Annotated in this window: 17 protein-coding genes and 3 tRNA genes; 7 read left to right on the plus strand and 13 right to left on the minus strand. The window is 58.5% G+C overall.

What is annotated here, in order from left to right; translation table 11 throughout:
- Positions 1-2: 2 nt before the first annotated feature.
- From AC2CGI_RS19605 to nagB, 9 genes are all read right to left on the minus strand, one after another.
- Positions 3-77: transfer RNA gene (locus AC2CGI_RS19605), tRNA-Gln, on the minus strand.
- 30 nt (positions 78-107) lie between these two features.
- A tRNA-Leu gene (locus tag AC2CGI_RS19610) sits at positions 108-192 on the minus strand.
- Positions 193-208: 16 nt separating this feature from the next.
- Positions 209-285 (minus strand) — tRNA-Met (locus tag AC2CGI_RS19615).
- Between the two features lie 219 nt (positions 286-504).
- The gene (gene asnB, locus AC2CGI_RS19620) at positions 505-2,169 is read right to left on the minus strand and encodes an asparagine synthase B (protein WP_019454068.1); all 1,665 of its coding nucleotides are present in this window, start codon (positions 2,167-2,169) and stop codon (positions 505-507) included.
- 284 nt (positions 2,170-2,453) lie between these two features.
- A complete protein-coding gene (gene chiC, locus AC2CGI_RS19625) occupies positions 2,454-3,896 on the minus strand; it encodes a chitinase ChiC (RefSeq protein WP_076740487.1) in 1,443 nt (480 codons plus the stop codon).
- 190 nt (positions 3,897-4,086) lie between these two features.
- Complete coding sequence (locus AC2CGI_RS19630) at positions 4,087-4,839, minus strand: HAD-IIA family hydrolase (RefSeq protein WP_004939957.1); 753 nt, start codon at positions 4,837-4,839, stop codon at positions 4,087-4,089.
- A gap of 67 nt (positions 4,840-4,906) precedes the next feature.
- Positions 4,907-6,127: a DNA-binding transcriptional regulator NagC gene (nagC, locus tag AC2CGI_RS19635; protein ID WP_004939956.1), complete on the minus strand. Its 1,221-nt coding sequence runs from the start codon at positions 6,125-6,127 to the stop codon at positions 4,907-4,909.
- Between the two features lie 27 nt (positions 6,128-6,154).
- Positions 6,155-7,294 carry an N-acetylglucosamine-6-phosphate deacetylase gene (nagA, locus tag AC2CGI_RS19640; protein ID WP_015376951.1) on the minus strand — a complete coding sequence of 380 codons (1,140 nt, stop codon included), beginning with the start codon at positions 7,292-7,294 and terminating at the stop codon, positions 6,155-6,157.
- An 18-nt stretch (positions 7,295-7,312) separates the two neighbouring features.
- On the minus strand, positions 7,313-8,113 hold the full coding sequence (gene nagB / locus AC2CGI_RS19645) for a glucosamine-6-phosphate deaminase (protein ID WP_076740486.1): 801 nt from the start codon (positions 8,111-8,113) through the stop codon (positions 7,313-7,315).
- A 334-nt stretch (positions 8,114-8,447) separates the two neighbouring features.
- On the opposite strand from nagB, the gene nagE reads away from it, so the two are divergent.
- The 5 genes from nagE (at position 8,448) to AC2CGI_RS19670 (ending at position 17,415) form a co-directional block, all read left to right on the plus strand.
- The gene (nagE, locus tag AC2CGI_RS19650) at positions 8,448-10,484 is read left to right on the plus strand and encodes an N-acetylglucosamine-specific PTS transporter subunit IIBC (protein WP_031299992.1); all 2,037 of its coding nucleotides are present in this window, start codon (positions 8,448-8,450) and stop codon (positions 10,482-10,484) included.
- Between the two features lie 240 nt (positions 10,485-10,724).
- Positions 10,725-12,389: a glutamine--tRNA ligase gene (gene glnS / locus AC2CGI_RS19655; RefSeq protein WP_015376953.1), complete on the plus strand. Its 1,665-nt coding sequence runs from the start codon at positions 10,725-10,727 to the stop codon at positions 12,387-12,389.
- A gap of 578 nt (positions 12,390-12,967) precedes the next feature.
- Positions 12,968-14,371: a chitoporin ChiP gene (gene chiP, locus AC2CGI_RS19660; RefSeq protein ID WP_004939945.1), complete on the plus strand. Its 1,404-nt coding sequence runs from the start codon at positions 12,968-12,970 to the stop codon at positions 14,369-14,371.
- Positions 14,372-14,417: 46 nt separating this feature from the next.
- On the plus strand, positions 14,418-14,744 hold the full coding sequence (gene chiQ, locus AC2CGI_RS19665; RefSeq protein ID WP_076740485.1) for a ChiQ/YbfN family lipoprotein: 327 nt from the start codon (positions 14,418-14,420) through the stop codon (positions 14,742-14,744).
- A gap of 13 nt (positions 14,745-14,757) precedes the next feature.
- Entirely contained in the window at positions 14,758-17,415 is a 2,658-nt protein-coding gene (locus tag AC2CGI_RS19670) for a beta-N-acetylhexosaminidase (RefSeq protein WP_076740484.1), read from the plus strand.
- A 248-nt stretch (positions 17,416-17,663) separates the two neighbouring features.
- Here AC2CGI_RS19670 and fur read toward each other — a convergent pair whose 3' ends face one another.
- The 4 genes from fur to ybfF form a co-directional block, all read right to left on the minus strand.
- Positions 17,664-18,110 carry a ferric iron uptake transcriptional regulator gene (gene fur, locus AC2CGI_RS19675; RefSeq protein WP_004939939.1) on the minus strand — a complete coding sequence of 149 codons (447 nt, stop codon included), beginning with the start codon at positions 18,108-18,110 and terminating at the stop codon, positions 17,664-17,666.
- A gap of 329 nt (positions 18,111-18,439) precedes the next feature.
- On the minus strand, positions 18,440-18,979 hold the full coding sequence (fldA, locus tag AC2CGI_RS19680) for a flavodoxin FldA (RefSeq protein WP_004939938.1): 540 nt from the start codon (positions 18,977-18,979) through the stop codon (positions 18,440-18,442).
- Between the two features lie 255 nt (positions 18,980-19,234).
- Complete coding sequence (gene ybfE, locus AC2CGI_RS19685) at positions 19,235-19,522, minus strand: LexA regulated protein (protein ID WP_004939936.1); 288 nt, start codon at positions 19,520-19,522, stop codon at positions 19,235-19,237.
- Between the two features lie 256 nt (positions 19,523-19,778).
- Entirely contained in the window at positions 19,779-20,552 is a 774-nt protein-coding gene (ybfF, locus tag AC2CGI_RS19690; protein ID WP_015376956.1) for an esterase, read from the minus strand.
- A gap of 224 nt (positions 20,553-20,776) precedes the next feature.
- On the opposite strand from ybfF, the gene seqA reads away from it, so the two are divergent.
- Together seqA and pgm are read left to right on the plus strand one after the other, a co-directional pair.
- The gene (gene seqA, locus AC2CGI_RS19695; protein WP_076740483.1) at positions 20,777-21,319 is read left to right on the plus strand and encodes a replication initiation negative regulator SeqA; all 543 of its coding nucleotides are present in this window, start codon (positions 20,777-20,779) and stop codon (positions 21,317-21,319) included.
- A gap of 77 nt (positions 21,320-21,396) precedes the next feature.
- Complete coding sequence (pgm, locus tag AC2CGI_RS19700) at positions 21,397-23,040, plus strand: phosphoglucomutase (alpha-D-glucose-1,6-bisphosphate-dependent) (RefSeq protein WP_041922314.1); 1,644 nt, start codon at positions 21,397-21,399, stop codon at positions 23,038-23,040.
- Positions 23,041-23,084: the final 44 nt, after the last annotated feature.

Consider the following 23,084-nt stretch of genomic DNA (forward strand, 5'->3'; position numbering starts at 1 on the left):
TATGGCTGGGGTACCTGGATTCGAACCAGGGAATGCCGGTATCAAAAACCGGTGCCTTACCGCTTGGCGATACCCCATCAACATACTGCGCCGACGATGAAGAGAAATGGTGCGGGAGGCGAGACTTGAACTCGCACACCTTGCGGCGCCAGAACCTAAATCTGGTGCGTCTACCAATTTCGCCACTCCCGCAAATGCAAAAAAGAGATGGTGGCTACGACGGGATTCGAACCTGTGACCCCATCATTATGAGTGATGTGCTCTAACCAGCTGAGCTACGTAGCCCTCTTTTTTTGCTTTGCCTTCATCGGCGTTGCGGGGCGCATTATGCGTATATGACCGATTTGCGTCAACAAGTTTTTTCCCGAAAAAGCGCCCGGAAGCGCCGTTTGTCTGGGTTGTGAACATTATGGCGATAAAATCGGCAATTCAGGCAGTTGGCGGGCGGAAAAGGCAACAAAAAGGCGGGCCAAAAGGCCCGCCCCAAGGGAAAACGCCGCGCGTTTATTTATAGGCGGCCTGGTGCACGCCGACGGCGCGGCCGGAAGGATCGTCCATCTTCTTGAACGATTCATCCCATTCGATGGCCTTGGCGGACGAGCAGGCGACGGACGGGCCGCCCGGCACGCATTCGGCGGCGCTCGGCAGCGGGAACAGCTCTTCGAAGATCTCGCGGTACAGGTAGCCTTCTTTCGAGGTCGGCGTGTTGTACGGGAAGCGGAAACGCGCGGTTTCGAGCTGTTGATCGCTGATTTGCTGCGCAGCCACCTCTTTTAGCGTGTCGATCCAGCTGTAGCCGACGCCGTCGGAGAACTGCTCTTTCTGGCGCCAGGCCACGCTGGCCGGCAAATAGGACTCGAAACATTCGCGAACGATGTGTTTTTCCATTTTGCCGTTGCCGCACATTTTATCTTTCGGGTTGATGCGCATCGCCACGTCGAGGAATTTCTTGTCCAGGAACGGCACGCGGGCTTCGACGCCCCAGGCGGACATCGCCTTGTTGGCGCGCGCGCAGTCGAACATGTGCAGCGCCAGCAGCTTGCGTACGGTCTCTTCGTGGAATTCGCGGGCGTCCGGCGCCTTATGGAAGTACAGGTAGCCGCCGAACACTTCGTCCGCGCCTTCGCCGGAAAGCACCATCTTGATACCCATTGCCTTGATTTTACGCGACATCAGGTACATCGGCGTCGAGGCGCGAATGGTAGTGACGTCGTAGGTTTCGATGTGATAAATCACGTCGCGGATGGCGTCCAGGCCTTCCTGTACGGTGAAGTGGATTTCATGGTGCACGGTGCCCAGATGGTTGGCCACCTCTTGCGCGGCGCGCAGATCCGGCGAGCCCTCCAGGCCGACGGCGAAGGAGTGCAGCTGTGGCCACCAGGCCTCGCTGCGTTCCTGATCTTCCACGCGGCGCGCGGCGTACTTCTTGGTGATCGCCGAAATGACCGAGGAATCCAGCCCGCCCGACAGCAGCACGCCGTAAGGTACGTCGGACATCAGGTGGCTTTTCACCGACTCTTCCAGCGCGGTGCGCAGGGCGGCGGCGTCGGTCACGTTGTCCTTGACGCTGTCGTAATCGAACCAATCGCGGCGATAATATTCACGAATCTCACCGTCCTGGCTCCACAGGTAGCTGCCGGCCGGGAATTCCTTGATGGTGCGGCACACCGGCACCAGCGCTTTCATTTCCGAGGCGACGTACAGGTTGCCGTGTTCGTCATGGCCCATGTACAGCGGAATGATGCCCAGGTGATCGCGGCCGATCAGGTAGGCGTCTTTTTCGGTGTCATACAGGGCGAAGGCGAACATGCCTTGCAGATCGTCGAGGAAGTCCGGGCCTTTCTCCTGGTACAGCGCCAGGATCACTTCACAGTCGGAACCGGTCTGGAACGCGTAGCGTTCGCTCAGCTGTTGGCGCAGCGCCTGATGGTTGTAAATTTCGCCGTTGACCGCCAGAACGTGGGTGTGCGCAGCGTTGTACAGCGGTTGAGCGCCATTGTTGACGTCGACGATCGACAGGCGTTCGTGAGCCAGAATGGCTTTGTCGCTGGCGTAAACGCCGGACCAATCCGGGCCGCGGTGGCGCATCAGACGTGACAGCTCCAGCGCTTTCTTACGCAGTTCAACGGGATCGGACTTCAGATCGAGCACACCGAAAATAGAACACATACAACTCTCCTAACGGGCTTTTATGACTGTGATGTTGTTTTTTACTGTTATGGGCAGCATTGCCGATTTATCAGCGATAACCCGGTTTTGCTGCGCTGTGGTTATGAAAATGCGCCAAAAGCTGCGGGAGATGCAAGCGTTTTAGCCATGCGTTGAGAAATAGTTGTTTGCTTAGATGTGGTTTTTAACGGATGTTCAGTTATCGACGTGAAAAATTATCGATTATGCAATTTTTAGCGTGATGGCGGGATTGCCGGCCAGTTTGGCCGGCAATCGATTAGCGATTAGGCGATGAGCTGCCACAGGGTGAAGGCGGCGTCCGGCGTCCAGCCGGCGTTGGAGGTGTGCGCCTGGATACAGGTATATTTCTTGCCTTTATAGCTCACCACGTCGCCAGCCTTGTAACTGTGGTTGTTCTGCCACTCGGGCGCCCCCGGATCGGGCGGCGTGCCGTCGTTGGCGGTTTTGACCGCCAGCGCGCTGCTTGGCAGCGAGGTATTGCCCTGGCTATCGGTCGCGGTAACGAAGTAGCTGTACTGGGTCGCCGGCGTCAGACCGCCGTCAGCCAGCGACAGACCGGCGGTCTGGCCGATCGAGTTGCCGTTGCGGTAGACGGTGTAACTGGCGATCGGGAAAGCGCCGGTGGCGGCGGCCCAGCTCAGTTTCAGAGAGGTGGCGCCCAGTTCGGCGACCGTCAGCGCCGTCGGCGCATTAGGCTTTCCCGGCGGCGGGGTGACGCCGCCCTGAATCAGCGGCGCATAGCGGGTTTTGAACTCCCAATTGTAGGCGACGCCGGCTTTGCTCTTGCCGTTATCCCAGTTGATTGACCAGGTCATCAGGCCCTTGATCGACAGGTTTTTGGCGTCGAGACGCGAGAAAGCGTTATACACCGCCTGTTTGTTGACCACGTAGCCGGTGGCGGCGGCATCGTTGTTGCTTGGCAGGCCGATGACGAATTTCGCCGCCGGGATCTTCGCATAGCCGCGGGTGCCGGTAACCAGGCTTTCCGTCAGGTAGTAGAGGAAGTCCTCTTTCATGGCGTCGTTATTCTGCGTGATCCAGGCATTGAGTTCATCCACCCAAATACCGTCGCCGCCCTGGTTATAATATTGCGGCGCGATAAAGTCGTAATAGCCTTCGAGGGCATTAATATAATCCAGGTAGGTGCCGTTGGTGCGTAAATACGGGAATTCCGGCGCCATGCTGATAATAAAATTTTTTCCCTGCGCGGCGTAATGGTCTTTTACTTTTTTCAACGCCGCAGGCAAGACGGTTTTATTATTGGCGGCGCCGATCGCCGCCTGTTCCAGATCGATATCCAGGCCGTCGAAGCCATAGACTTCCACCAGGCGAATAATCTCGTCTTTCAGCTTGTCTTCGTCGCCGGTTTTCAGCTCGATATGCGCGTCTGCGCCGCCGAGGGAGATCAGCACCGCGCGGCCCTGGCTGTTCAGCACGCCCACCTGGCGGCGGAACTCGGTGTCGGACAGGTTGTAAGGCTTGAAGGTCGGGATGCCCTGGCCTTTCATAAAGGCGACGGCCACCACGTTGTACTCGGTGGGAATGTCGGTCAGGTTCATATTGGCGAACTGTCCTTGCTGGTAGCCGTCACTGGCGCCGGCGGCCCAGTTGTGCCAGAAACCCATCAGGATCTTTTTATTGGCGATAGACGGCATAATGGCCGCGTCATCGGCGGCGACGGCATTAATAATGTTATTTGTGCTCATGGTAGCCTCATTAATTAGGGGTAAGGGTTTTCCGCTCGCCGGCAATATCAGCTATTGGCGGGGCGTAACGTTATAATGAGGATTTTTAACGCAGGCAGGCTGAAACCTTTTACGGCCATGAACGAATTAAATTCAAACTGACGCTGGGGGAGAAGGAAATAACGGCGGCCGGGCGGCCGCCATGGTCGCATCAGAAGATGGTGATATCGGCGACGGAAGGGTAAACGTAGCTCGGGCGGAACGGCATGGTTTCGATGTCGCTCAGCGTGGAGACGCCGGACAGCACCAGCACGGTTTCCAGGCCGGCCTGGAAGCCCGCCAGAATGTCGGTGCGCAGGTTGTCGCCGACGATCACCGTCTCTTCCGAGTGCGCCTGCATTTTGTTCAGTGCGGCGCGAATGATCCACGGGCTGGGCTTGCCGACATAAAACGGCTTGCGGCCGGTGATCTTCTCGATGGGCGCGCACAGGGCACCGCAGGCCGGCGAGAAGCCGTGGCCGTGGCTATCCGGATTAGTCGCGATAAAGCGCGCGCCGTTACTGACGAAGTAGGCGGCTTTGTGCATCATGTCCCAGTTGTAAGAGCGGGTTTCACCGACGATCACAAAATCCGGGTTGATGTCGGTGATGGTGAAACCGGCTTTGTACAGCTCATGGATCAGCGCGCCTTCGCCGACCACATAGGCTTTTTTACCTTCCTGACGGCGCAGGAAGTCGGCGGTGGCCATCGCCGAGGTATAGAACGCGCTCTCCGGCACTTCCAGCCCGGCGGCGGCGAAGCGGTTCGCCAAATCCTGTGCGGTCTGTGATGGGTAGTTGGTCAGCACCACCAGCGGCATGCCTTGTTCCTGGATGCGCGCCAGGAACAGATCGGCGCCGGGCACCGGCGTATTGTCATGCAGCAGCACGCCGTCGATATCGCATATAACGTTTTTGATTTTCATTTGTCGCTGTTTCTCATGATTACGGCAGGCAAGAAGTGACGATAACACACCTGCCAGAAGCGGCGGATCAGCTTTCCAGCAATCGCTGCAAGAGCACGCCGTTGAGCATCGCGCGTTTGGCCAGGGCGAAAGCGCCGATCGCCGAGCGATGATTGAGTTCGGAGGTCACCACCGGCAGATTTTTGCGGAAGTCCTTCAGCACCTGGGTATTGATGCAGCTCTGGATCGCCGGCAGCAGCACCTTGTCCGCTTCGGTGATCTCACCGGCGATCACCACCTTCTGCGGATTGAACAGGTTGATGGCGATGGCCACCGCCTTGCCCAGATAGCGGCCGACGTGTTCGATCACTTCGCTGGCCAGCAGATCGCCGCGGTTGGCGGCCTTGCAGATGGCGTTGATGCCGCAGTCTTCCAGCGTCAGTTTGCTCGGGTAGCCCTGGCTCAGCAGCTGGCGCACGCGCTGTTCGATCGCCGCGTTGGCGGCCACCGTCTCCAGGCAGCCGAAGTTGCCGCAGTGGCAGCGTTCGCCGAGCGGATCGATCTGGATATGGCCGATCTCGCCGACGTTGCCGTTGTTGCCGAGAAAAATCTGCCCGTTGACGATGATGCCGGCGCCGGTGCCACGGTGCAGGCGCACCAGAATCGAGTCTTCACAGTCGCGGGTGGCGCCGAAGTAGTGCTCCGCCAGCGCCAGGCTGCGGATGTCGTGGCCGACGAAGCTGGTGACGTTAAAGCGCTGCTGCAGGTTGTCTACCAGCGCCCAGTTGCTGACGCTGATGTGCGGCATATAGCGCACCACGCCCAGCGCCGGATCCACCAGGCCAGGCAGGATCACCGCGATGGCGATCAGTTCGCGCAGGCGGCGCTGGTTCGCTTCAATGAATTGGGCGATGGCGGCAAACAGCGCATTCTCCAGCGTTTCCTGGGTACGTTCCGGCAGCGGATAGTGTTCTTCACTGAGCGACTTACCGCTCATGTCATACAGCGTGATGGTGGCGTCGTGGCGGCCGAGGCGCACCGCGACGGTATGGAAATGACGGGTTTCCGACACGATGGAGATCGCGCGGCGGCCGCCGGTGGAGGCTTGCTGATCGACTTCTTTGATCAGCCCGCGCTCCAGCAGCTGGCGAGTAATCTTAGTGACGCTGGCGGGGGCGAGCTGGCTGAGTTCGGCGATTTGAATGCGCGAGATCGGGCCCTGTTGGTCGATCAGGCGATAAACTGCCGCGCCGTTAAGTTGTTTGACTAAGTCAACGTTCCCTATTTGTGCTTGTCCGCCAGTGCTCATCAATAATGTTACTCGCTGTTCATTGAATTAAACCTCGTTACCGTTAACGAGCGTTTTGGTGATCTTGAAATCACGGGTGAAGGCGGTCAGGTTAGCCACCTTGCCGGCTTCGATGGTGCCCAGACGGCGATCGGCGCCGATGGCGCGCGCCGGGTACAGCGTCGCCATGCGCAGCGCTTCGTCCAGCGCGATGCCGATATGCTCGACGCTGTTTTGCACCGCTTCGATCATGGTCAGCGCGGAACCGCTCAGGGTGCCGTTCTCATCCACGCACAGCCCGTCCCGATAGTATATTGTTTTACCGGCGAAAATAAATTGGTCAATATCTGCACCCGCCGGTGCGGTCGCGTCGGTGACCAAGACCAATTTATCACCTTTCAGGCGTTTGGCGTTACGGATACTCGCCCAGGCCACGTGATGGCCGTCGGCGATGATGCCGGTATAGACCTCCGGCGTGTCGAAGATAGCCCCCATCAGCCCCGGTTCGCGGCCGGTGATATACGGCATGGCGTTGTACAGGTGGGTGGCGAAGCTGATACCGGCGGCGAAGCCGGTGCGCGCCTGATCGTAGGTGGCGTTCGAGTGGCCGGCGGAGACCACGATGCCGGCCTCGGTCAGCTGCTTGATAAAGTGCGGCTCAACCATTTCCGGCGCCAGCGTCACCTTGGTGATCACGTCGGCGTTGGCGCACAGGTAATCGATCATGTCCTGGGTCGGCTTGCGAATGAACGCCGGGTTGTGGGTGCCTTTTTTCACCGGGCTGAGATACGGCCCTTCCAGGTGCAGGCCCAACGCCTGATTTTGGTGCTTTTTCAGATAAGCGCGCATCACGTCGACGCTGTGCTTCATGAATTCGTCGCTGCTGGTGATCAGCGTCGGCAGATAGCTGGTGCAGCCGGATTTCTCATTGGCGCGCTGCATGATCTCCAGCGTTTCTTCCGAGATCGCTTCCAGCGAATCGTTGAACTGGACGCCGCCGCAGCCGTTCAGCTGCACGTCGATAAGCCCGGGGGCCAGGATGGCGCCACCCAGGTCGCGCGTTTCGATGCCGGCGGGCAATTCAGCCACCGGGCAGACTTTCTCGATCAGCCCATCAGCGATAATGACTGCATGGTCATCAAGTACGTCGTGGCCGGTATAGATTCGGCCGTGGGTTAAAGCGAACATCGTAGCCCCCTGCAAAGATTAAAGACTTTTCACGCTTTCCGCTTCTAACTCGCGGAAATATTTGACGGTTTTGACTTTCAGTTCCATGGTGGCCGGTTCGTCGCACACCACCACCGCTTTGGCGTGCAGCTGCAGGCAGCTGATGGTCCACATGTGGTTGATGTTGCCTTCCACTGCGGCTTCCAGCGCCTGCGCCTTGGCGTGGCCGGTGACCAGGATCATCACTTCTTCCGCGTCCAGCAGCGTGCCCACGCCGACGGTCAGCGCATATTTCGGCACCAGGCTGACGTCGCCGCCGAAGAAGCGCGAGTTGGCGATGCGGGTGTCTTCGGTCAGCGTTTTGATGCGGGTGCGCGAAGCCAGGGACGAAGCCGGCTCGTTGAACGCGATATGGCCGTCGATGCCCACGCCGCCCATGAACAGGTTAATTTTGCCGTAAGACTTGATCTTCTCTTCGTACTGGCGGCACTCGGCGTCGACATCCGCGGCGTTGCCGTTCAGCAGGTTGATGTTTTCACGAGGAATATCAACGTGATCAAAGAAGTTGCGGTACATGAAGGTGTGGTAGCTTTCCGGGTGTTCCTGCGGCAGGCCAACGTACTCGTCCATGTTGAAAGTCACAACATGCTTAAAGCTTACTTCACCTGCTTTGTGCATCGCAATCAGATGTTTGTAGGCTTCCAGCGGCGTGCCGCCGGTAGGCAGGCCGAGTACAAACGGGTGCTCTGCGGTTGGCTTGAATGCGTTGATGCGTTGAACGATATGACGCGCGGCCCATTTGCCGACTTGTGCGGTATCTTTCAGTGGGATAAGTCTCATCTAACACCTCTTGGGATAAGTAAACTAAAGCTATACTGTACGGGCCTGCGGGAGTCCTAAGCGTAACCCAGCTTTATGATTCTCGCGTGAATCGTCCGTCCGGTTGATTTTTTGAATGATAAAATAAGTTTTGTGTGATGGCCAGCAATCTGGGAGGTAAAGACTACTTTTTGGTGATATTTATCACAAAAAGGGAGGTTTTAATTTGCGATACAAAATAAATTTTTTACACTCGGCATGAGTGATACGTGCCATGCGTTGTTTCTAAAAAGGTAGTGAGAGCTCCAAATAAACTACTAATAGGGTCCGTCCGCGGACAACATAGGGGGAAAAGGTGAACATTCTTAGTTATTTGCAAAAGGTGGGACGGGCGCTGATGGTGCCGGTCGCCACGCTGCCCGCCGCCGCCATCTTGATGGGCGTCGGGTACTGGATTGACCCTGTTGGTTGGGGCGGCGACAACGCGCTCGCCGCTTTCTTCATTAAATCCGGCTCCGCTATCATCGACAACATGTCGGTGCTGTTCGCTATCGGCGTGGCCTACGGCATGTCCAAAGACAAGGACGGCGCCGCCGCGTTGACCGGCTTCGTCGGCTTCCTGGTGCTGACCACCCTCTGTTCACCGGCCGCCGTGTCGATGATTCAGAAGATCCCGCTGGATCAGGTGCCTGCCGCGTTCGGCAAGATCCAGAACCAGTTCGTCGGTATTCTGGTGGGCATCATTTCCGCCGAAGTGTACAACCGCTTCAGCGGCGTCGAGCTGCCTAAGGCGCTGTCGTTCTTCAGCGGCCGCCGCCTGGTGCCGATCCTCATCTCCTTCCTGATGATCCTGGTCGCTTTCATTCTGATGTACATCTGGCCGGTGATCTTCAACGGTCTGGTGAACTTCGGTGAACACATCCAGAAAATGGGCTCGGTCGGCGCGGGCATCTATGCCTTCTTCAACCGCCTGCTGATTCCGGTTGGCCTGCACCACGCGCTGAACTCGGTGTTCTGGTTCGACGTGGCCGGCATCAACGATATTCCTAACTTCCTCGGTGGCCAGCAGTCGATCGAAGCCGGTAAAGCGGTTGTCGGCATCACCGGCCGTTATCAGGCGGGCTTCTTCCCGATTATGATGTTCGGTCTGCCGGGTGCGGCGCTGGCCATTTATCATTGCGCGCGTCCTGAGAACAAAGCCAAAGTGGCGGGCATCATGCTGGCGGCCGCGTTCGCCGCCTTCTTTACCGGTATCACCGAACCGCTGGAATTCTCCTTCATGTTCGTGGCGCCGGTGCTGTATGTGATCCACGCCGTGCTGACCGGTATCTCGGTGTTCATCGCCGCCAGCATGCACTGGATCGCCGGTTTCGGCTTCAGCGCCGGCCTGGTGGATATGGTGTTGTCGTCCCGCAACCCGCTGGCGACCCACTGGTACATGCTGATCCCGCAAGGCTTGGCGTTCTTCGTCATCTACTACGTGGTGTTCCGCTTCACTATCAACAAGTTCAACCTGATGACCCCGGGCCGCGAGCTGGCGGTTGCCGGTGACGAAACCGACGGCTACGACGTCAACGTCGACAGCAACGCCGGTAAAGACGAGAACGAAACCACCACGCTGGCCCGTCGCTACGTCGGCGCGATCGGCGGCTCCGACAACCTGACCGGCATCGATGCCTGCATCACCCGCCTGCGTCTGAATGTGAAAGACTCCGCGCTGGTGAACGACGCGTTGGCGAAACGCCTCGGCGCATCGGGCGTTATCCGCCTGAACAAGCAGAGCGTGCAAGTGATCGTCGGCACCCGTGCCGAACTTATCGCCAGCGCGATGCGCAACGTGATCGCGGCCGGCCCGGTAGCGGCAGCGGCGGCTCCGGCGGCGGCCCCTGCTGCAGAAGCCAAACCGCAGGCGGTGCCGAACGCACCGAAAGCCGCGTTTGAAACGCTGGTGGCGCCGGTAACCGGTGAAGTGGTGGCGCTCGATCAGGTGCCGGACGAAGCCTTCGCCAGCAAGGCGGTAGGCGACGGCCTGGCGATTCGCCCGACCGACAACATCGTGGTGTCGCCGGCTGACGGCACCGTGGTGAAAATCTTCAATACCAACCACGCCTTCTGCCTGGAAACCGACAAGGGCGCCGAGATCGTGGTGCACATGGGGATCGACACCGTCGCGCTGGAAGGCCAGGGCTTCAAACGCCTGGTGGAGGAAGGCGCGGAAGTGAAAGCCGGTCAACCGATTCTGGAACTGGATCTGGATTACCTGAACGCCAATGCGCGTTCGATGATAAGCCCGGTGGTAGTCAGCAATTCTGACGACTATGCCGGCCTGGCGGCGCTGGCCAGCGGCTCGGTGGTCGCCGGTCAGACCAAGCTGTACGAGATCCAGAAATAAGGCTGTTTTTACCTGAGTAGTACCCGGGGCCGGTCACGCATCATGGCGGAGTTTGCCCCGACTTGGCGGGAAGAGAGCGATCTCTTCCCGCTTTTTTTATCCCATTTCGCTCCACGGCGGTGCGCTGCGCGCCGATGGTGCAATCTGCCGCATTTTTCGTGAAACAAACGGTTGTTTCCAGACGTGGCTTGTTGGATCATAGGCGGTTATGTGTAGCGCTTTGCATTGAGGAACAGTGAAATGAGTGAGGCTGAAGCCCGCCCAACCAATTTTATCCGTCAGATCGTCGATGAAGATCTGGCGTCGGGGAAACACACGTCGGTACATACCCGTTTCCCGCCGGAGCCTAACGGCTATCTGCATATCGGCCACGCCAAGTCCATCTGCCTGAACTTCGGCATCGCCAAGGACTATCAGGGCCAGTGCAACCTGCGTTTCGATGACACCAACCCGGTGAAAGAAGACATCGAGTTCGTGGAGTCAATCAAGCACGACGTGGAGTGGCTGGGCTTTGAGTGGAGCGGCAACGTTCATTACTCCTCAGACTATTTCGATCAGCTGCACCAGTATGCGGTTGAGCTGATTACCAAAGGGCTGGCCTACGTCGATGAGCTGTCGCCGGAGCAGATCCGTGAATATCGCGGCACCCTGACCTCGCCGGGCAAAGACAGCCCGTACCGCGACCGCAGCGTGGAAGAGAACCTGGCGCTGTTCGAGAAGATGCGCAACGGCGAGTTCGCCGAAGGCGCCGCCTGCCTGCGCGCCAAGATCGATATGGCTTCGCCGTTTATCGTGATGCGCGATCCGGTGCTGTACCGCATCAAGTTTGCCGAACACCACCAGACCGGCAACAAATGGTGCATCTACCCGATGTATGATTTCACCCACTGCATTTCCGATGCGCTGGAAGGGATCACCCATTCGCTGTGCACCCTGGAGTTCCAGGATAACCGCCGTCTGTATGACTGGGTGCTGGATAACATCACCATTCCTTGCCACCCGCGGCAGTACGAGTTTTCGCGTCTGAACCTCGAATACGCCATCATGTCGAAGCGCAAGCTACACCAACTGGTGGCCGAGAAGATCGTCGAAGGTTGGGATGACCCGCGCATGCCGACCGTCTCCGGTCTGCGCCGCCGCGGTTATACCGCCGCCTCGATTCGCGAGTTCTGCCTGCGCATCGGCGTGACCAAGCAAGACAACAACGTCGAGATGGTGGCGTTGGAATCCTGCATTCGCGACGATCTGAACGAGAACGCCCCGCGCGCCATGGCGGTGCTGGATCCGGTGAAAATCGTCATCGAGAACATGGGCGACGCGGTGGAAATGGTCACCATGCCTAACCACCCGAACAAGCCGGAAATGGGCAGCCGCGATGTGCCGTTCAGCCGTGAGATCTATATCGATCGCGCCGACTTCCGCGAAGAAGCCAACAAGCAGTACAAGCGTCTGGTGCTGGGTAAGGAAGTGCGTCTGCGCAATGCGTACGTGATCAAGGCCGAGCGCGTCGAGAAGGACGAAGCGGGCGAGATCACCACCATCTTCTGCAGCTACGATGCGGAAACGCTGAGCAAAGATCCTGCCGACGGCCGCAAGGTGAAGGGCGTGATCCACTGGGTGTCCGCGGCGCACGCGCTGCCGGCGGAAATTCGCCTATACGATCGCCTGTTCAGCGTGCCTAACCCGGGCGCGGCGGAGGATTTCCTCTCCACCATCAACCCGGAATCGCTGGTCATCAAGCACGGTTTCGTCGAGCCGAGTCTGGCGGCCGCCCAGCCGGAGAAGGCCTACCAGTTCGAGCGTGAAGGCTACTTCTGTGCTGACAACCGTTACTCGTCGGCCGAGCATCTGGTGTTTAACCGCACCGTTGGTCTGCGTGACACCTGGGCGAAAATCGAAGGCTAATCTTATTCGCCTTGGAAATTAATGAATCAGCGCGGCTTAGGCCGCGCTTTTTTTATGTCTGCCATTGAGCAAATCATCTATTCCTGCAGCGTTATTCCGGGCTGTGCTTAATTAACCGCGGTGCGTTAATCAATAAGTTTTCTGATATTGGACTTAATAATCTTAATTTTTACTTATATATTCGTGATGCGAATTAATTTCATTTGGAGAGCGCTCTCAATTTTTATTGTCTGAATGACGGATTTGGTCAGGCTGAAACCATTAATCGTCTCTTGTTGACCTCGTATCTCAATTTATTCTGATTTAATTGAATTTTTTATTCGACACCTTCCATGAACACCGGCGTAACAAAATCTCACTGATATGTGCTCCTTGTCATATTTTGACAAATCTCCCGCATTTTTCATTTGATAATTCGCGTCGCGAAAAATAGTCTGTCTGTAGCAATTAGTGCTGTGGGAATAACATCTCGTCGGCAATTTTTTTTACCCGTTCGGGTTTTTTATTGGCAGTCGTGCAGGGCAGTGGTGAACACAGGCGGCTGCAACTTTTAAGTTAAGTCAAAGAGGAATTTCAATATGGGTACGCACGGTGCTCAGCGTAAAACGCTGGCGCTCGCAGTCGCGGGCGCGCTGTTGGGAACAGGGTTTGCCATGGCGCCTGAGGCGAAAGCCGCAGGGTTTATCGATGATTCCACGCTGACCGGCGGCATCTATTACTGGCAACGTGAGCGCGACCGTAAAGATCTCAATCCGGACAGCAAGGATTACAACCAATACACCACCAACCTGTCGCACTCTACCGCCAACCTGAGCCTGGATTTCGCCTCGGGCTACGCCTGGGACATGTTCGGCTTGGATGTCGGTGCCTTTACCGCCATCGAGCTGGCGGAATCCAGCGCCAGCGGCCACCCTAACGAGATCGCGTTCTCCTCAAAAAACCGTACCTACGACGAAGACTATTCCGGTGACAAAGGCGGCGTCAGCCTGTACAAAGCCGCCGCCAAGTTCAAATACGGCCCGGTCTGGGCGCGCGCCGGCTATATTCAGCCGAGCGGCCAAACCCTGCTGGCGCCGCACTGGAGCTTTATGCCGGGCACCTATCAGGGCGCCGAGGCCGGCGCCAAGTTCGACTACGGCGATGCCGGCGCGTTGAGCTTCTCCTACATGTGGGCCGACAAATACAAGGCGCCGTGGCATATCGAGGTGGACGACTTCCGCCAGAACGATAAGAAAACCCGCGTCTCCTACCTGCACTCGCTGGGCGCCAAGTACGATTTCAAAAACGATCTGGTGCTGGAAGCCGCCTTCGGCCAGGCCCAGGGTTACGTGAATCAGTACTTCACCAAGGCGTCTTACAAATTCGATGTGCTGGGCAACCCGCTGACCACCAGTTACCAGTTCTACGGTGCGGAAGATCGCATCAGCGACAAGAACGATCCGAACAGCATCTACGACGGGCTGGCCTGGCTGCAGGCGCTGACCTTCGGTTACACCACCGGCCAGTTCAACTGGCGTCTGGAAGGCACCATGGTCAAGGCGGAAGGCAACCAGGGTTTCTTCCTGCAGCGCATGACCCCGACCTACGCCTCGTCCAACGGCCGCCTGGACGTGTGGTGGGACAACCGCTCCGACTTTAACGCCAACGGCGAGAAAGCGGTGTACGCCGGCGTGATGTATGACCTCAGCAACTGGAACCTGCCGGGCATGGCGGTCGGCGGCTCCTACGTTTACGCCTGGGACGCCAAGCCGAGCACCAACCCGATCTACGATCAGAGCCAGCGCCTGAAAGAGAGCGCCTGGAGCCTGGACGCGATGTACACCATCCAGGAAGGGCGCGCCAAGGGCACGCTGATCAAGCTGCACTACACCCAGTATGACAACCACACCAACATCCCGAGCTGGGGCGGCGGTTACGGCAACATCTTCCAGGACGAGAAAGACGTCAAGTTCATGGTCATCGCGCCATTCACCATCTTCTGATGCGTTCCCCGGCCTCGTCGCCGGGGGCAGTTAAGGGAATTCAACGATGAAAAAAATCATGCTGATGTTGGCGGCCGCCGCGCTCTTGAGCGCCTGCGCGCAACCCGCCGCGCCGCCGGAAGACGCCAAATTGAAGCAGGCTTACAGCGCCTGCATCAACACCGCCGAAGGCTCGCCGGAGCGTCTGCAGCCCTGCAAGGCGGTGCTGAACGTGCTGAAACAAGAGAAACAGCACCAGCAGTTCGCCGCGCAGGAAACGGTGCGGGTGATGGATTATCAGAACTGCATTATGGCGGTGCACAGCGGTAACGGTCAGGCTTACGACGCCAAGTGCGGCAAGCTGTGGCAAGAAATTCGCGATAACAATAATTAAGAAGGACGAGAAGATGAACGCATTCAAACTGAGCGCACTGGCCGCTTTGACGGCAACGATGGGATTCCTGGGCGGCATGGGTAATGCCATGGCCGATCAACAGCTGGTGGATCAGCTGAGCCAGCTGAAGCTGAACGTGAAAATGCTGGATAACCGCGCCGGCGAAAACGGCGTGGATTGCGCGGCGCTGGGCGCCGACTGGGCCTCATGCAACCGGGTGTTGTTCACCCTCAGCAACGACGGGCAGGCGATCGACGGCAAGGACTGGGTCATCTATTTCCACAGCCCGCGCCAGACCTTGCGGGTGGATAACGATCAGTTCAAGATCGCGCATCTGACCGGCGATCTGTACAAGCTGGAGCCGACCGCCAAATTCAGCGGTTTCCCTGCCGGCAAGGCGGTGGAAATCCCGGTGGTCGCCGAATACTGGCAGCTGTTCAGAAACGACTTCCTGCCGCGCTGGTATGCCACCTCCGGCGACGCCAAGCCGAAAATGCTGGCGAATACCGACACCGAAAATCTGGACCAGTTCGTGGCGCCGTTCACCGGCGATCAGTGGAAGCGCACCAAGGACGACAAAAACATTCTGATGACGCCGGCTTCGCGCTTTGTCAGCAATGCCGATCTGCAGACGCTGCCCGCCGGCGCGCTGCGCGGCCAGATCGTGCCGACACCGATGCAGGTGAAAGTGCACGCACAGGACGCCGACCTGCGCAAAGGGGTATCGCCGGATCTGAGCACGCTGGTCAAGCCGGCGGCGGACGTCGTCAACCAGCGCTTCGCGCTGCTGGGCGTGCCGGTTCAGGCCAACGGTTACCCGATCAAGACCGACATCCAGCCGGGCAAGTTTAAAGGCGCGATGGCGGTGCCGGGCGCTTATGAGCTGAAAATCGGTAAGAAAGAGGCGCGGGTGATCGGCTTCGATCAGGCCGGGGTGTTCTACGGGTTGCAGTCGATCCTGTCGTTAGTGCCGAGCGACGGCAGCGGCAAGATCGCCACGCTCGACGCCAGCGATGCGCCGCGCTTCCAGTATCGCGGCATTTTCCTTGACGTGGCGCGCAACTTCCATAAGAAGGACGCGGTGCTGCGCCTGCTGGATCAGATGGCGGCTTACAAGCTCAATAAATTCCACTTCCACCTGAGCGATGACGAAGGCTGGCGCATCGAGATCCCCGGTTTGCCGGAGCTGACGGAAGTCGGCGGCCAGCGCTGCCACGATCTGAGCGAAACCACCTGCCTGCTGCCGCAGTACGGCCAGGGGCCGGACGTCTACGGCGGCTTCTTCAGCCGTCAGGACTATATCGACATCATCAAATACGCCCAGGCGCGCCAGATTGAGGTGATCCCGGAGATCGACATGCCGGCGCACGCCCGCGCGGCGGTGGTCTCTATGGAAGCGCGCTACAAGAAACTGCATGCCGCCGGCAAAGAGCAGGAGGCCAACGAGTTCCGCCTGGTGGATCCGACCGATACCTCCAATACCACCTCGGTGCAGTTCTTTAACCGCCAGAGCTACCTGAACCCGTGCCTGGATTCCTCCCAGCGCTTTGTCGACAAGGTGATTGGCGAGATTGCCCAGATGCATAAAGAAGCCGGGCAGCCGATCAAAACCTGGCACTTCGGCGGCGATGAGGCGAAAAACATCCGCCTGGGCGCCGGCTATACCGACAAGGCGAAACCGGAGCCGGGTAAAGGCATCATCGACCAGAGCAACGAAGACAAGCCGTGGGCCAAGTCGCAGGTTTGCCAGACGATGATCAAAGAAGGCAAGGTGGCCGACATGGAACACCTGCCGAGCTACTTCGGCCAGGAGGTCAGCAAGCTGGTGAAGGCGCACGGCATCGACAGAATGCAGGCCTGGCAAGACGGCTTGAAAGACGCCGAGAACGCAAAGGCGTTCGCCACCTCGCGCGTGGGCGTCAACTTCTGGGATACGTTGTACTGGGGCGGTTTCGATAGCGTCAACGACTGGGCCAACAAAGGATATGAAGTGGTGGTCTCCAACCCGGACTACGTCTACATGGACTTCCCTTACGAGGTGAACCCGGACGAGCGTGGTTACTACTGGGGCACCCGCTTCAGCGACGAGCGCAAGGTGTTCAGCTTCGCGCCGGACAACATGCCGCAGAACGCGGAAACCTCGGTCGACCGCGACGGCAACCACTTTAACGCCAAAAGCGACAAGCCGTGGCCGGGCGCCTACGGTCTGTCCGCTCAGCTGTGGAGCGAAACCCAGCGCACCGATCCGCAGATGGAATACATGATCTTCCCGCGCGCGCTGTCGGTGGCGGAACGCGCCTGGCACCGAGCCGGTTGGGAGCAGGACTATCGCGCCGGCCGTGAATACAAAGGCGGGGAAACCCACTTTGTCGACACCAAGGCGCTGGAGAAAGACTGGTTGCGCTTCGCCAATATCCTGGGCCAACGAGAACTGGCCAAGCTGGACAAAGGCGGCGTCGCTTACCGTCTGCCGGTGCCGGGCGCGCGCGTGGCGGGCGGCAAGCTGGAAGCGAATATCGCGCTGCCGGGATTGGGCATCGAGTACTCCACCGACGGCGGTAAGCAGTGGCAGCGCTATGATGCCAAGGCCAAACCGGCGGTCTCCGGCGAAGTACAGGTGCGCTCGGTCAGCCCGGACGGTAAACGTTACAGCCGCGCCGAGAAGGTCTAAGCCCGGCACATCGGCCTGTCGTCATGGCGGCGGGCCGCTTAACGAAGGGGGAATGCGTTCGCCCCCGCGCGTGCCGGCGTGGGGCGGATGTTGAAGTGAGAGCAGTACGTGGAGTCGCAGTGCCGCTGCAATTGTAGTATTTCATGACATGATCTTTCCCCGGCTTGCCCGGGGATTTTTTTGCCCGTTGTACGGCGGGCATAAAAAAACCGCCTCAATGTGAGGCGGTTTCTCATAGCCGGTGAGGCTTATTTCTTGTCGTGCAGCGATTCGTCTTCGCGGCAGTCACCGGTTTCACAGTGGCCGTACAGGTACAGACTGTGGTTGGTAAGCTTGATGCCGTGCTGCTTGGCGATATCACGCTGGCGCACTTCGATGGATTCGTCGCTGAATTCGATCACTTTGCCGCAGTCCAGGCAAATCAGGTGATCGTGGTGATGCTGTTGGGTCAGCTCGAACACGGACTTGCCGCCTTCGAAGTTGTGACGTGTCACAATGCCCGCATCGTCAAACTGGTTCAGTACGCGATAAACCGTTGCCAGGCCGATCTCTTCGCCCATATCAATCAGTTTTTTGTACAAATCTTCCGCACTGACGTGATGGCATTCCGGATTTTGCAGTACTTCCAGGATTTTGAGTCGCGGAAGCGTGACTTTTAAGCCGGCCTTCTTCAATGCGATGTTGTTGTCGGTCATGCGAATTCAGTCCTGTTACTATGCTAATCAAGTTGAGGCGTACTCGCCTGTGGCATCGGTCGGCACAAAGAGTTAATGCGTCTCATTATAGAACCGGTTGTACTAAATGGAAACCGCCGGTTGTTAACAAAGATATAATTGCACTATTGCATGTTTTGCATGCAACGCCTTGATGGATGGGATAAACCGATATCTCAGTCTACCGTGACGGGGTGGGAAGTTACAAATCTGTAGCTTCTATCGCAGCAATCCCTGTTGCCGATGACGGCCCTGTCGGCACACTATGCACTTTACAGGGCCTTTGTTCAACCTTTCGCCAGTCCCGGCGTTTAGCCGACGATATCGGCCAGGCTCAGCTCTTCGACAATCTGTTTGACCCAGGCGTCGACGCGCTCATTGGTCAGCTCCGGCTGACGGTCTTCGTCGATCGCCAGACCGATGAAGTGGTTGTCGTCCGCCAGGCCTTTGGAAGCTTCGAAGTGGTAGCCTTTGGTCGGCCAGTGGCCCACGATGGCCGCGCCGCGCGGTTCGATGATGTCGCGGATGGTGCCCATCGCGTCACAGAAGTATTCCGCGTAGTCTTCCTGGTCGCCGCAGCCGAACAGCGCCACCAGTTTGCCGTTGAAATCGACTTCTTCCAGCGTCGGGAAGAAATCGTCCCAGTCACACTGCGCTTCACCGTAGTACCAGGTCGGGATACCCAGCAGCAGGATATCGAACCCTTCCAGGTCTTCTTTGCTGCTTTTGGCGATGTCGTGCACTTCAGAGACGTCGTCGCCAAACTGTTTCTGGAGAATTTTCTGGATCATTTTGGCAATGTTTTCGGTATTGCCAGTGTCGCTGCCAAAGAAAATGCCTACAGTAGCCATATCGCGTATAACCTTTAAATTCAATTAATTGCATTACTCGGCGCCGGCACTGCCGCCGATTAAAATGATGCCATGGCAAGAGCCTTTCGCCACGGTGGCGGGCGCCGACAGGCGCAGTCTCTTACCGGTAAATGCGTATCATGCCAGAAAGTGGCGCCGGGGTTTTATCGCATTTATGCGATGCCGAAGGATGAAGAAAAGCGTGGTCGATCCGGCGTTGTCCTTAACGCCGCGCCGCGCGTGCGGCCGAAGAGATCAATGTTCCGGCTGTTCTTCCGCCAGTTGCGCCAACAGCATCTGCTCGATGAGTTCGCTGCGGCTGATGTTGCGCTGTTCCGCCAGTTTGTTCAGGGCGTCCACCGCATCCGCGTTGATTTTCAGCTCTACGCGCCGCAATCCGCGCACTTTATCGCGCCGTAACTGATTGCGCTTATTGATTCTAAGCTGTTCATCGCGGGAAAGCGGGTTGGTTTTCGGGCGCCCCGGACGGCGTTCATCTGCGAACAGATCCAGCGTCGTGCGATCCGTTTGTTCTTTTGCCATAGGTAGCGGTACTGCAAGGGAGTTTGCATCAAAAAGCGCTCGCACGCTTCCGGAGGCATCGGTTAACACACTTCGGGCCAATAAACCCTAACCCAAATTTACCCCCGAACCGGCGTTCGCGAACGCGCTGGCGCGGCGGCAAAATTATAGCGCGCCATATTACCCCAGCAGATGGAGCGGCGACAATGCCTAACTGCGGGCTAAACGCGCTAAGCCGTTATCTTTAGCGCGTTTTTTCGCCAGGTGAGCGCGTTTTTCAGGCTTCGCCGAGGAAACGGTGGATGGCGCGCAGCACCGCTTCCGGTTTTTCGGCGTGCACCCAATGGCCGGTGCCGGCGACGACGTGCGCGCGTGCCTGCGGGAATTGGCGGGCGATGTCTGCACGGTAGCTGTCCTGCACGTACGGCGACAGGCCGCCGCGAATGAACAGGGTCGGGTGTGGCCAGGCCGGGACTTCCTGCCAGCCGGTGATGTCTTCGTAGCGTTCGATCAGCACCGGCAGGTTGAAGCGCCATTCACCGTTATGGAAGGACTTCAGCAGGAACTGGATCACGCCTTCTTCCTGCAGGTAGTCGCGCATCAACTGGGCGGCCGCCTGGCGCTGGGTAATGCCGGCGGCGCTGACGGCCTTCAGCGCGGCGAAGATCTCGTCATGGCGTCGGGTCTGGTAATCCACCGGCGCGACGTCGATGACGATCAGCTTGGCGATGCGCTCGGGCGCGATGGCGGTCAGCGCCATCGCCGCTTTGCCGCCCATCGAGTGGCCGATGACGATCGCTTTCTCCAGCTGCAGTTCGTCGAGCAGCGCCAGCAGATCTTGCGCCATGGCGGGGTAGTTCATGTCGTCGGCGCGCGGGGAGAGGCCGTGGTTGCGCAGATCGACCTTGATCACACTGTGCTGTTTATGCAGATCGCGCGCCAGCACGCCCAGGTTGTCGAGATTGCCGAACAGCCCGTGGATCAGCAGCACCGGCAGCGCGTCTGACTCGGCGGCCAGCAGTTGATAATGTAATTTCATGGCGAAGTTCATACAGAGAGAGATTCAGATTAGGGTATCATGATTGAATCGCACGATGAATCATGCGGAATTTTCGCGGCGCGGGCTTGGCAGTGCCGGCTATAGGTATTAGTCTGCATTTGCCGTCCGGAGGCACATTGTTGTGTTCGCCCCAGCGCTTTTAACCTTATAATCCCATGGCTTGAATGCAGGATCTGGCTTCAGGTTCTAAGTAGAAAAAACAGTATTGGATAAAGATGAAAACTATTGAAGTCGACGAAGAGCTTTACCGTTATATTGCCAGCCACACGCAACACATCGGTGAAAGCGCGTCCGATATTTTACGCCGCATGTTGAAATTCACCGCCGGCCAGCCGGTGCGCGCGTTGCCTGCCGCCAGTGCGTCGCAGTCCGTCGAACAGGAAAAAACGGCGTCGGTTCAGCGCCCGCGCGATCGCGTGCGCGCCGTGCGTGAACTGCTGCTGTCGGATGAATACGCCGAGCAGAACAAAGCGGTCAACCGTTTCATGCTGGTGCTGTCCACGCTGTACACCCTCGATGCCGCCGGTTTTGCCGCCGCCACCGAGGCGTTGACCGGCCGTACCCGCACCTATTTCGCCGGCGATCAGCAGACCCTGCTGGCCAACGGCACGCATACCAAGCCGAAGCATGTGCCTGGCACCCCTTACTGGGTGATCACCAATACCAATACCGGCCGCAAGCGCAGCATGATCGAACACATCATGCAGGCGATGCAGTTCCCGGCGGAACTGATCGAGAAAGTTTGCGGTACCGTCTAATTTAGCGAACAGCCCGTCATGATGGCCGTGCGCGACGTATTTGCCCGGTCACCGACAGGGATGAGGGAGATATGTCGATGGCGAATAATCCACGTGCCGGGCAGCCCGCCCGCCAAAGCGATCTGATCAACGTAGCCCAGCTGACGTCGCAGTACTATGTGCTGCAACCGGAAGCCGGCAATGCCGCACATGCGGTGAAGTTTGGCACCTCCGGCCACCGCGGCAGCGCGCAGCGCCACAGCTTCAACGAAGCGCACATCCTCGCCATCGCTCAGGCGATCGCCGAAGTTCGTCATCAGCAGGGCACCACCGGCCCGTGCTACGTGGGTAAAGACACCCATGCGCTGTCCGAACCGGCCTTTATTTCCGTGCTGGAAGTGCTGACCGCCAACGGCGTCGATGTGATCGTGCAGGAAAACAACGGCTTCACGCCAACGCCGGCGGTATCGCACGCCATTCTGTGCCACAACCGCCGCGGCGGCGCGCAGGCCGACGGCATCGTCATTACGCCGTCCCACAACCCGCCGGAAGACGGCGGCATCAAGTACAACCCGCCGAACGGCGGTCCGGCTGACACCAACCTGACGTCGGTGATCGAAAAGCGCGCCAACGAACTGCTGGCGCAGCAGCTGAAAGGCGTTCAGCGCCAGTCGCTGGACAAAGCCTGGAACAGCGGCCACCTGCACGCCAAAGATCTGGTGCAGCCTTATGTCGAAGGCCTGGTTGACGTGGTCGACATGCCGGCCATTCAACGCGCCGGCCTGAAACTGGGCGTGGATCCGCTCGGCGGCTCCGGCATCGCCTATTGGCAGCGCGTGGCGGAACACTACAAGCTGGATCTGACGCTGGTGAACGACTCCATCGATCAGACCTTCCGCTTTATGCACCTGGATCACGACGGTATCATCCGCATGGACTGCTCGTCCGAGTCGGCGATGGCCGGCCTGCTGGCACTGCGCGACAAATTCGATCTGGCGTTCGCCAACGATCCGGATTACGACCGTCACGGCATCGTCACGCCGAAGGGCCTGATGAACCCGAACCACTATCTGGCGGTAGCCATCAACTACCTGTTCCGGCATCGCCCGCAGTGGGGCGCCGATGTGGCGGTAGGTAAAACGCTGGTGTCCAGCGCGATGATCGATCGCGTGGTGGCTGACCTGGGCCGCAAGCTGGTGGAAGTGCCGGTTGGTTTCAAATGGTTCGTGGACGGCCTGTTCGACGGCAGCCTGGGCTTCGGCGGCGAAGAGAGCGCCGGGGCCTCGTTCCTGCGCTTCAACGGCCAGCCTTGGTCGACCGACAAAGACGGCATCATCATGTGCCTGCTGGCGGCTGAAATCACCGCGGTAACCGGTGAAAATCCGCAGCATCACTATGACGATCTGGCCAAGCGCTTCGGTGCGCCAAGCTACAACCGCATCCAGGCGCCGGCAACCCATGCGCAGAAAGCGGCGCTGTCCAAGCTGTCGCCGGAGATGGTCAAGGCCAGTACGCTGGGCGGGGACCCGATCACCGCGCGTCTGACCGCAGCGCCGGGCAACGGCGCGTCGATCGGCGGTCTGAAAGTGATGACCGACAACGGTTGGTTCGCGGCCCGTCCTTCCGGTACCGAAGAGGCATACAAGATCTACTGCGAGAGCTTCCTCGGGGCGGAACACCGCGAGAAAATCGAGCACGAAGCGGTTGAGATCGTCAGCGAAGTGCTGGCTTCCGCCAAATAATCGTTGTTCTCGTCTGATAAAAAGCGCTGTTTTTACAGCGCTTT

The organism is Serratia sp. LSHTC3, assembly GCF_057197125.1.

Bases quoted from the DNA above. Each gene is read 5' to 3' on its own strand.
- fldA (WP_004939938.1), bottom strand. From the start codon at position 18,979: ATGGCTACTGTAGGCATTTTCTTTGGCAGCGACACTGGCAATACCGAA.
- AC2CGI_RS19670 (WP_076740484.1), top strand. From the start codon at position 14,758: ATGAACGCATTCAAACTGAGCGCACTGGCCGCTTTGACGGCAACGATG.
- nagA (WP_015376951.1), bottom strand. From the start codon at position 7,294: ATGTTCGCTTTAACCCACGGCCGAATCTATACCGGCCACGACGTACTT.
- ybfE (WP_004939936.1), bottom strand. From the start codon at position 19,522: ATGGCAAAAGAACAAACGGATCGCACGACGCTGGATCTGTTCGCAGAT.
- nagC (WP_004939956.1), bottom strand. From the start codon at position 6,127: ATGAGCACTGGCGGACAAGCACAAATAGGGAACGTTGACTTAGTCAAA.
- fur (WP_004939939.1), bottom strand. From the start codon at position 18,110: ATGACCGACAACAACATCGCATTGAAGAAGGCCGGCTTAAAAGTCACG.
- AC2CGI_RS19630 (WP_004939957.1), bottom strand. From the start codon at position 4,839: ATGAAAATCAAAAACGTTATATGCGATATCGACGGCGTGCTGCTGCAT.
- chiC (WP_076740487.1), bottom strand. From the start codon at position 3,896: ATGAGCACAAATAACATTATTAATGCCGTCGCCGCCGATGACGCGGCC.
- chiQ (WP_076740485.1), top strand. From the start codon at position 14,418: ATGAAAAAAATCATGCTGATGTTGGCGGCCGCCGCGCTCTTGAGCGCC.
- ybfF (WP_015376956.1), bottom strand. From the start codon at position 20,552: ATGAACTTCGCCATGAAATTACATTATCAACTGCTGGCCGCCGAGTCA.
- pgm (WP_041922314.1), top strand. From the start codon at position 21,397: ATGGCGAATAATCCACGTGCCGGGCAGCCCGCCCGCCAAAGCGATCTG.
- seqA (WP_076740483.1), top strand. From the start codon at position 20,777: ATGAAAACTATTGAAGTCGACGAAGAGCTTTACCGTTATATTGCCAGC.
- nagB (WP_076740486.1), bottom strand. From the start codon at position 8,113: ATGAGACTTATCCCACTGAAAGATACCGCACAAGTCGGCAAATGGGCC.
- glnS (WP_015376953.1), top strand. From the start codon at position 10,725: ATGAGTGAGGCTGAAGCCCGCCCAACCAATTTTATCCGTCAGATCGTC.
- chiP (WP_004939945.1), top strand. From the start codon at position 12,968: ATGGGTACGCACGGTGCTCAGCGTAAAACGCTGGCGCTCGCAGTCGCG.
- asnB (WP_019454068.1), bottom strand. From the start codon at position 2,169: ATGTGTTCTATTTTCGGTGTGCTCGATCTGAAGTCCGATCCCGTTGAA.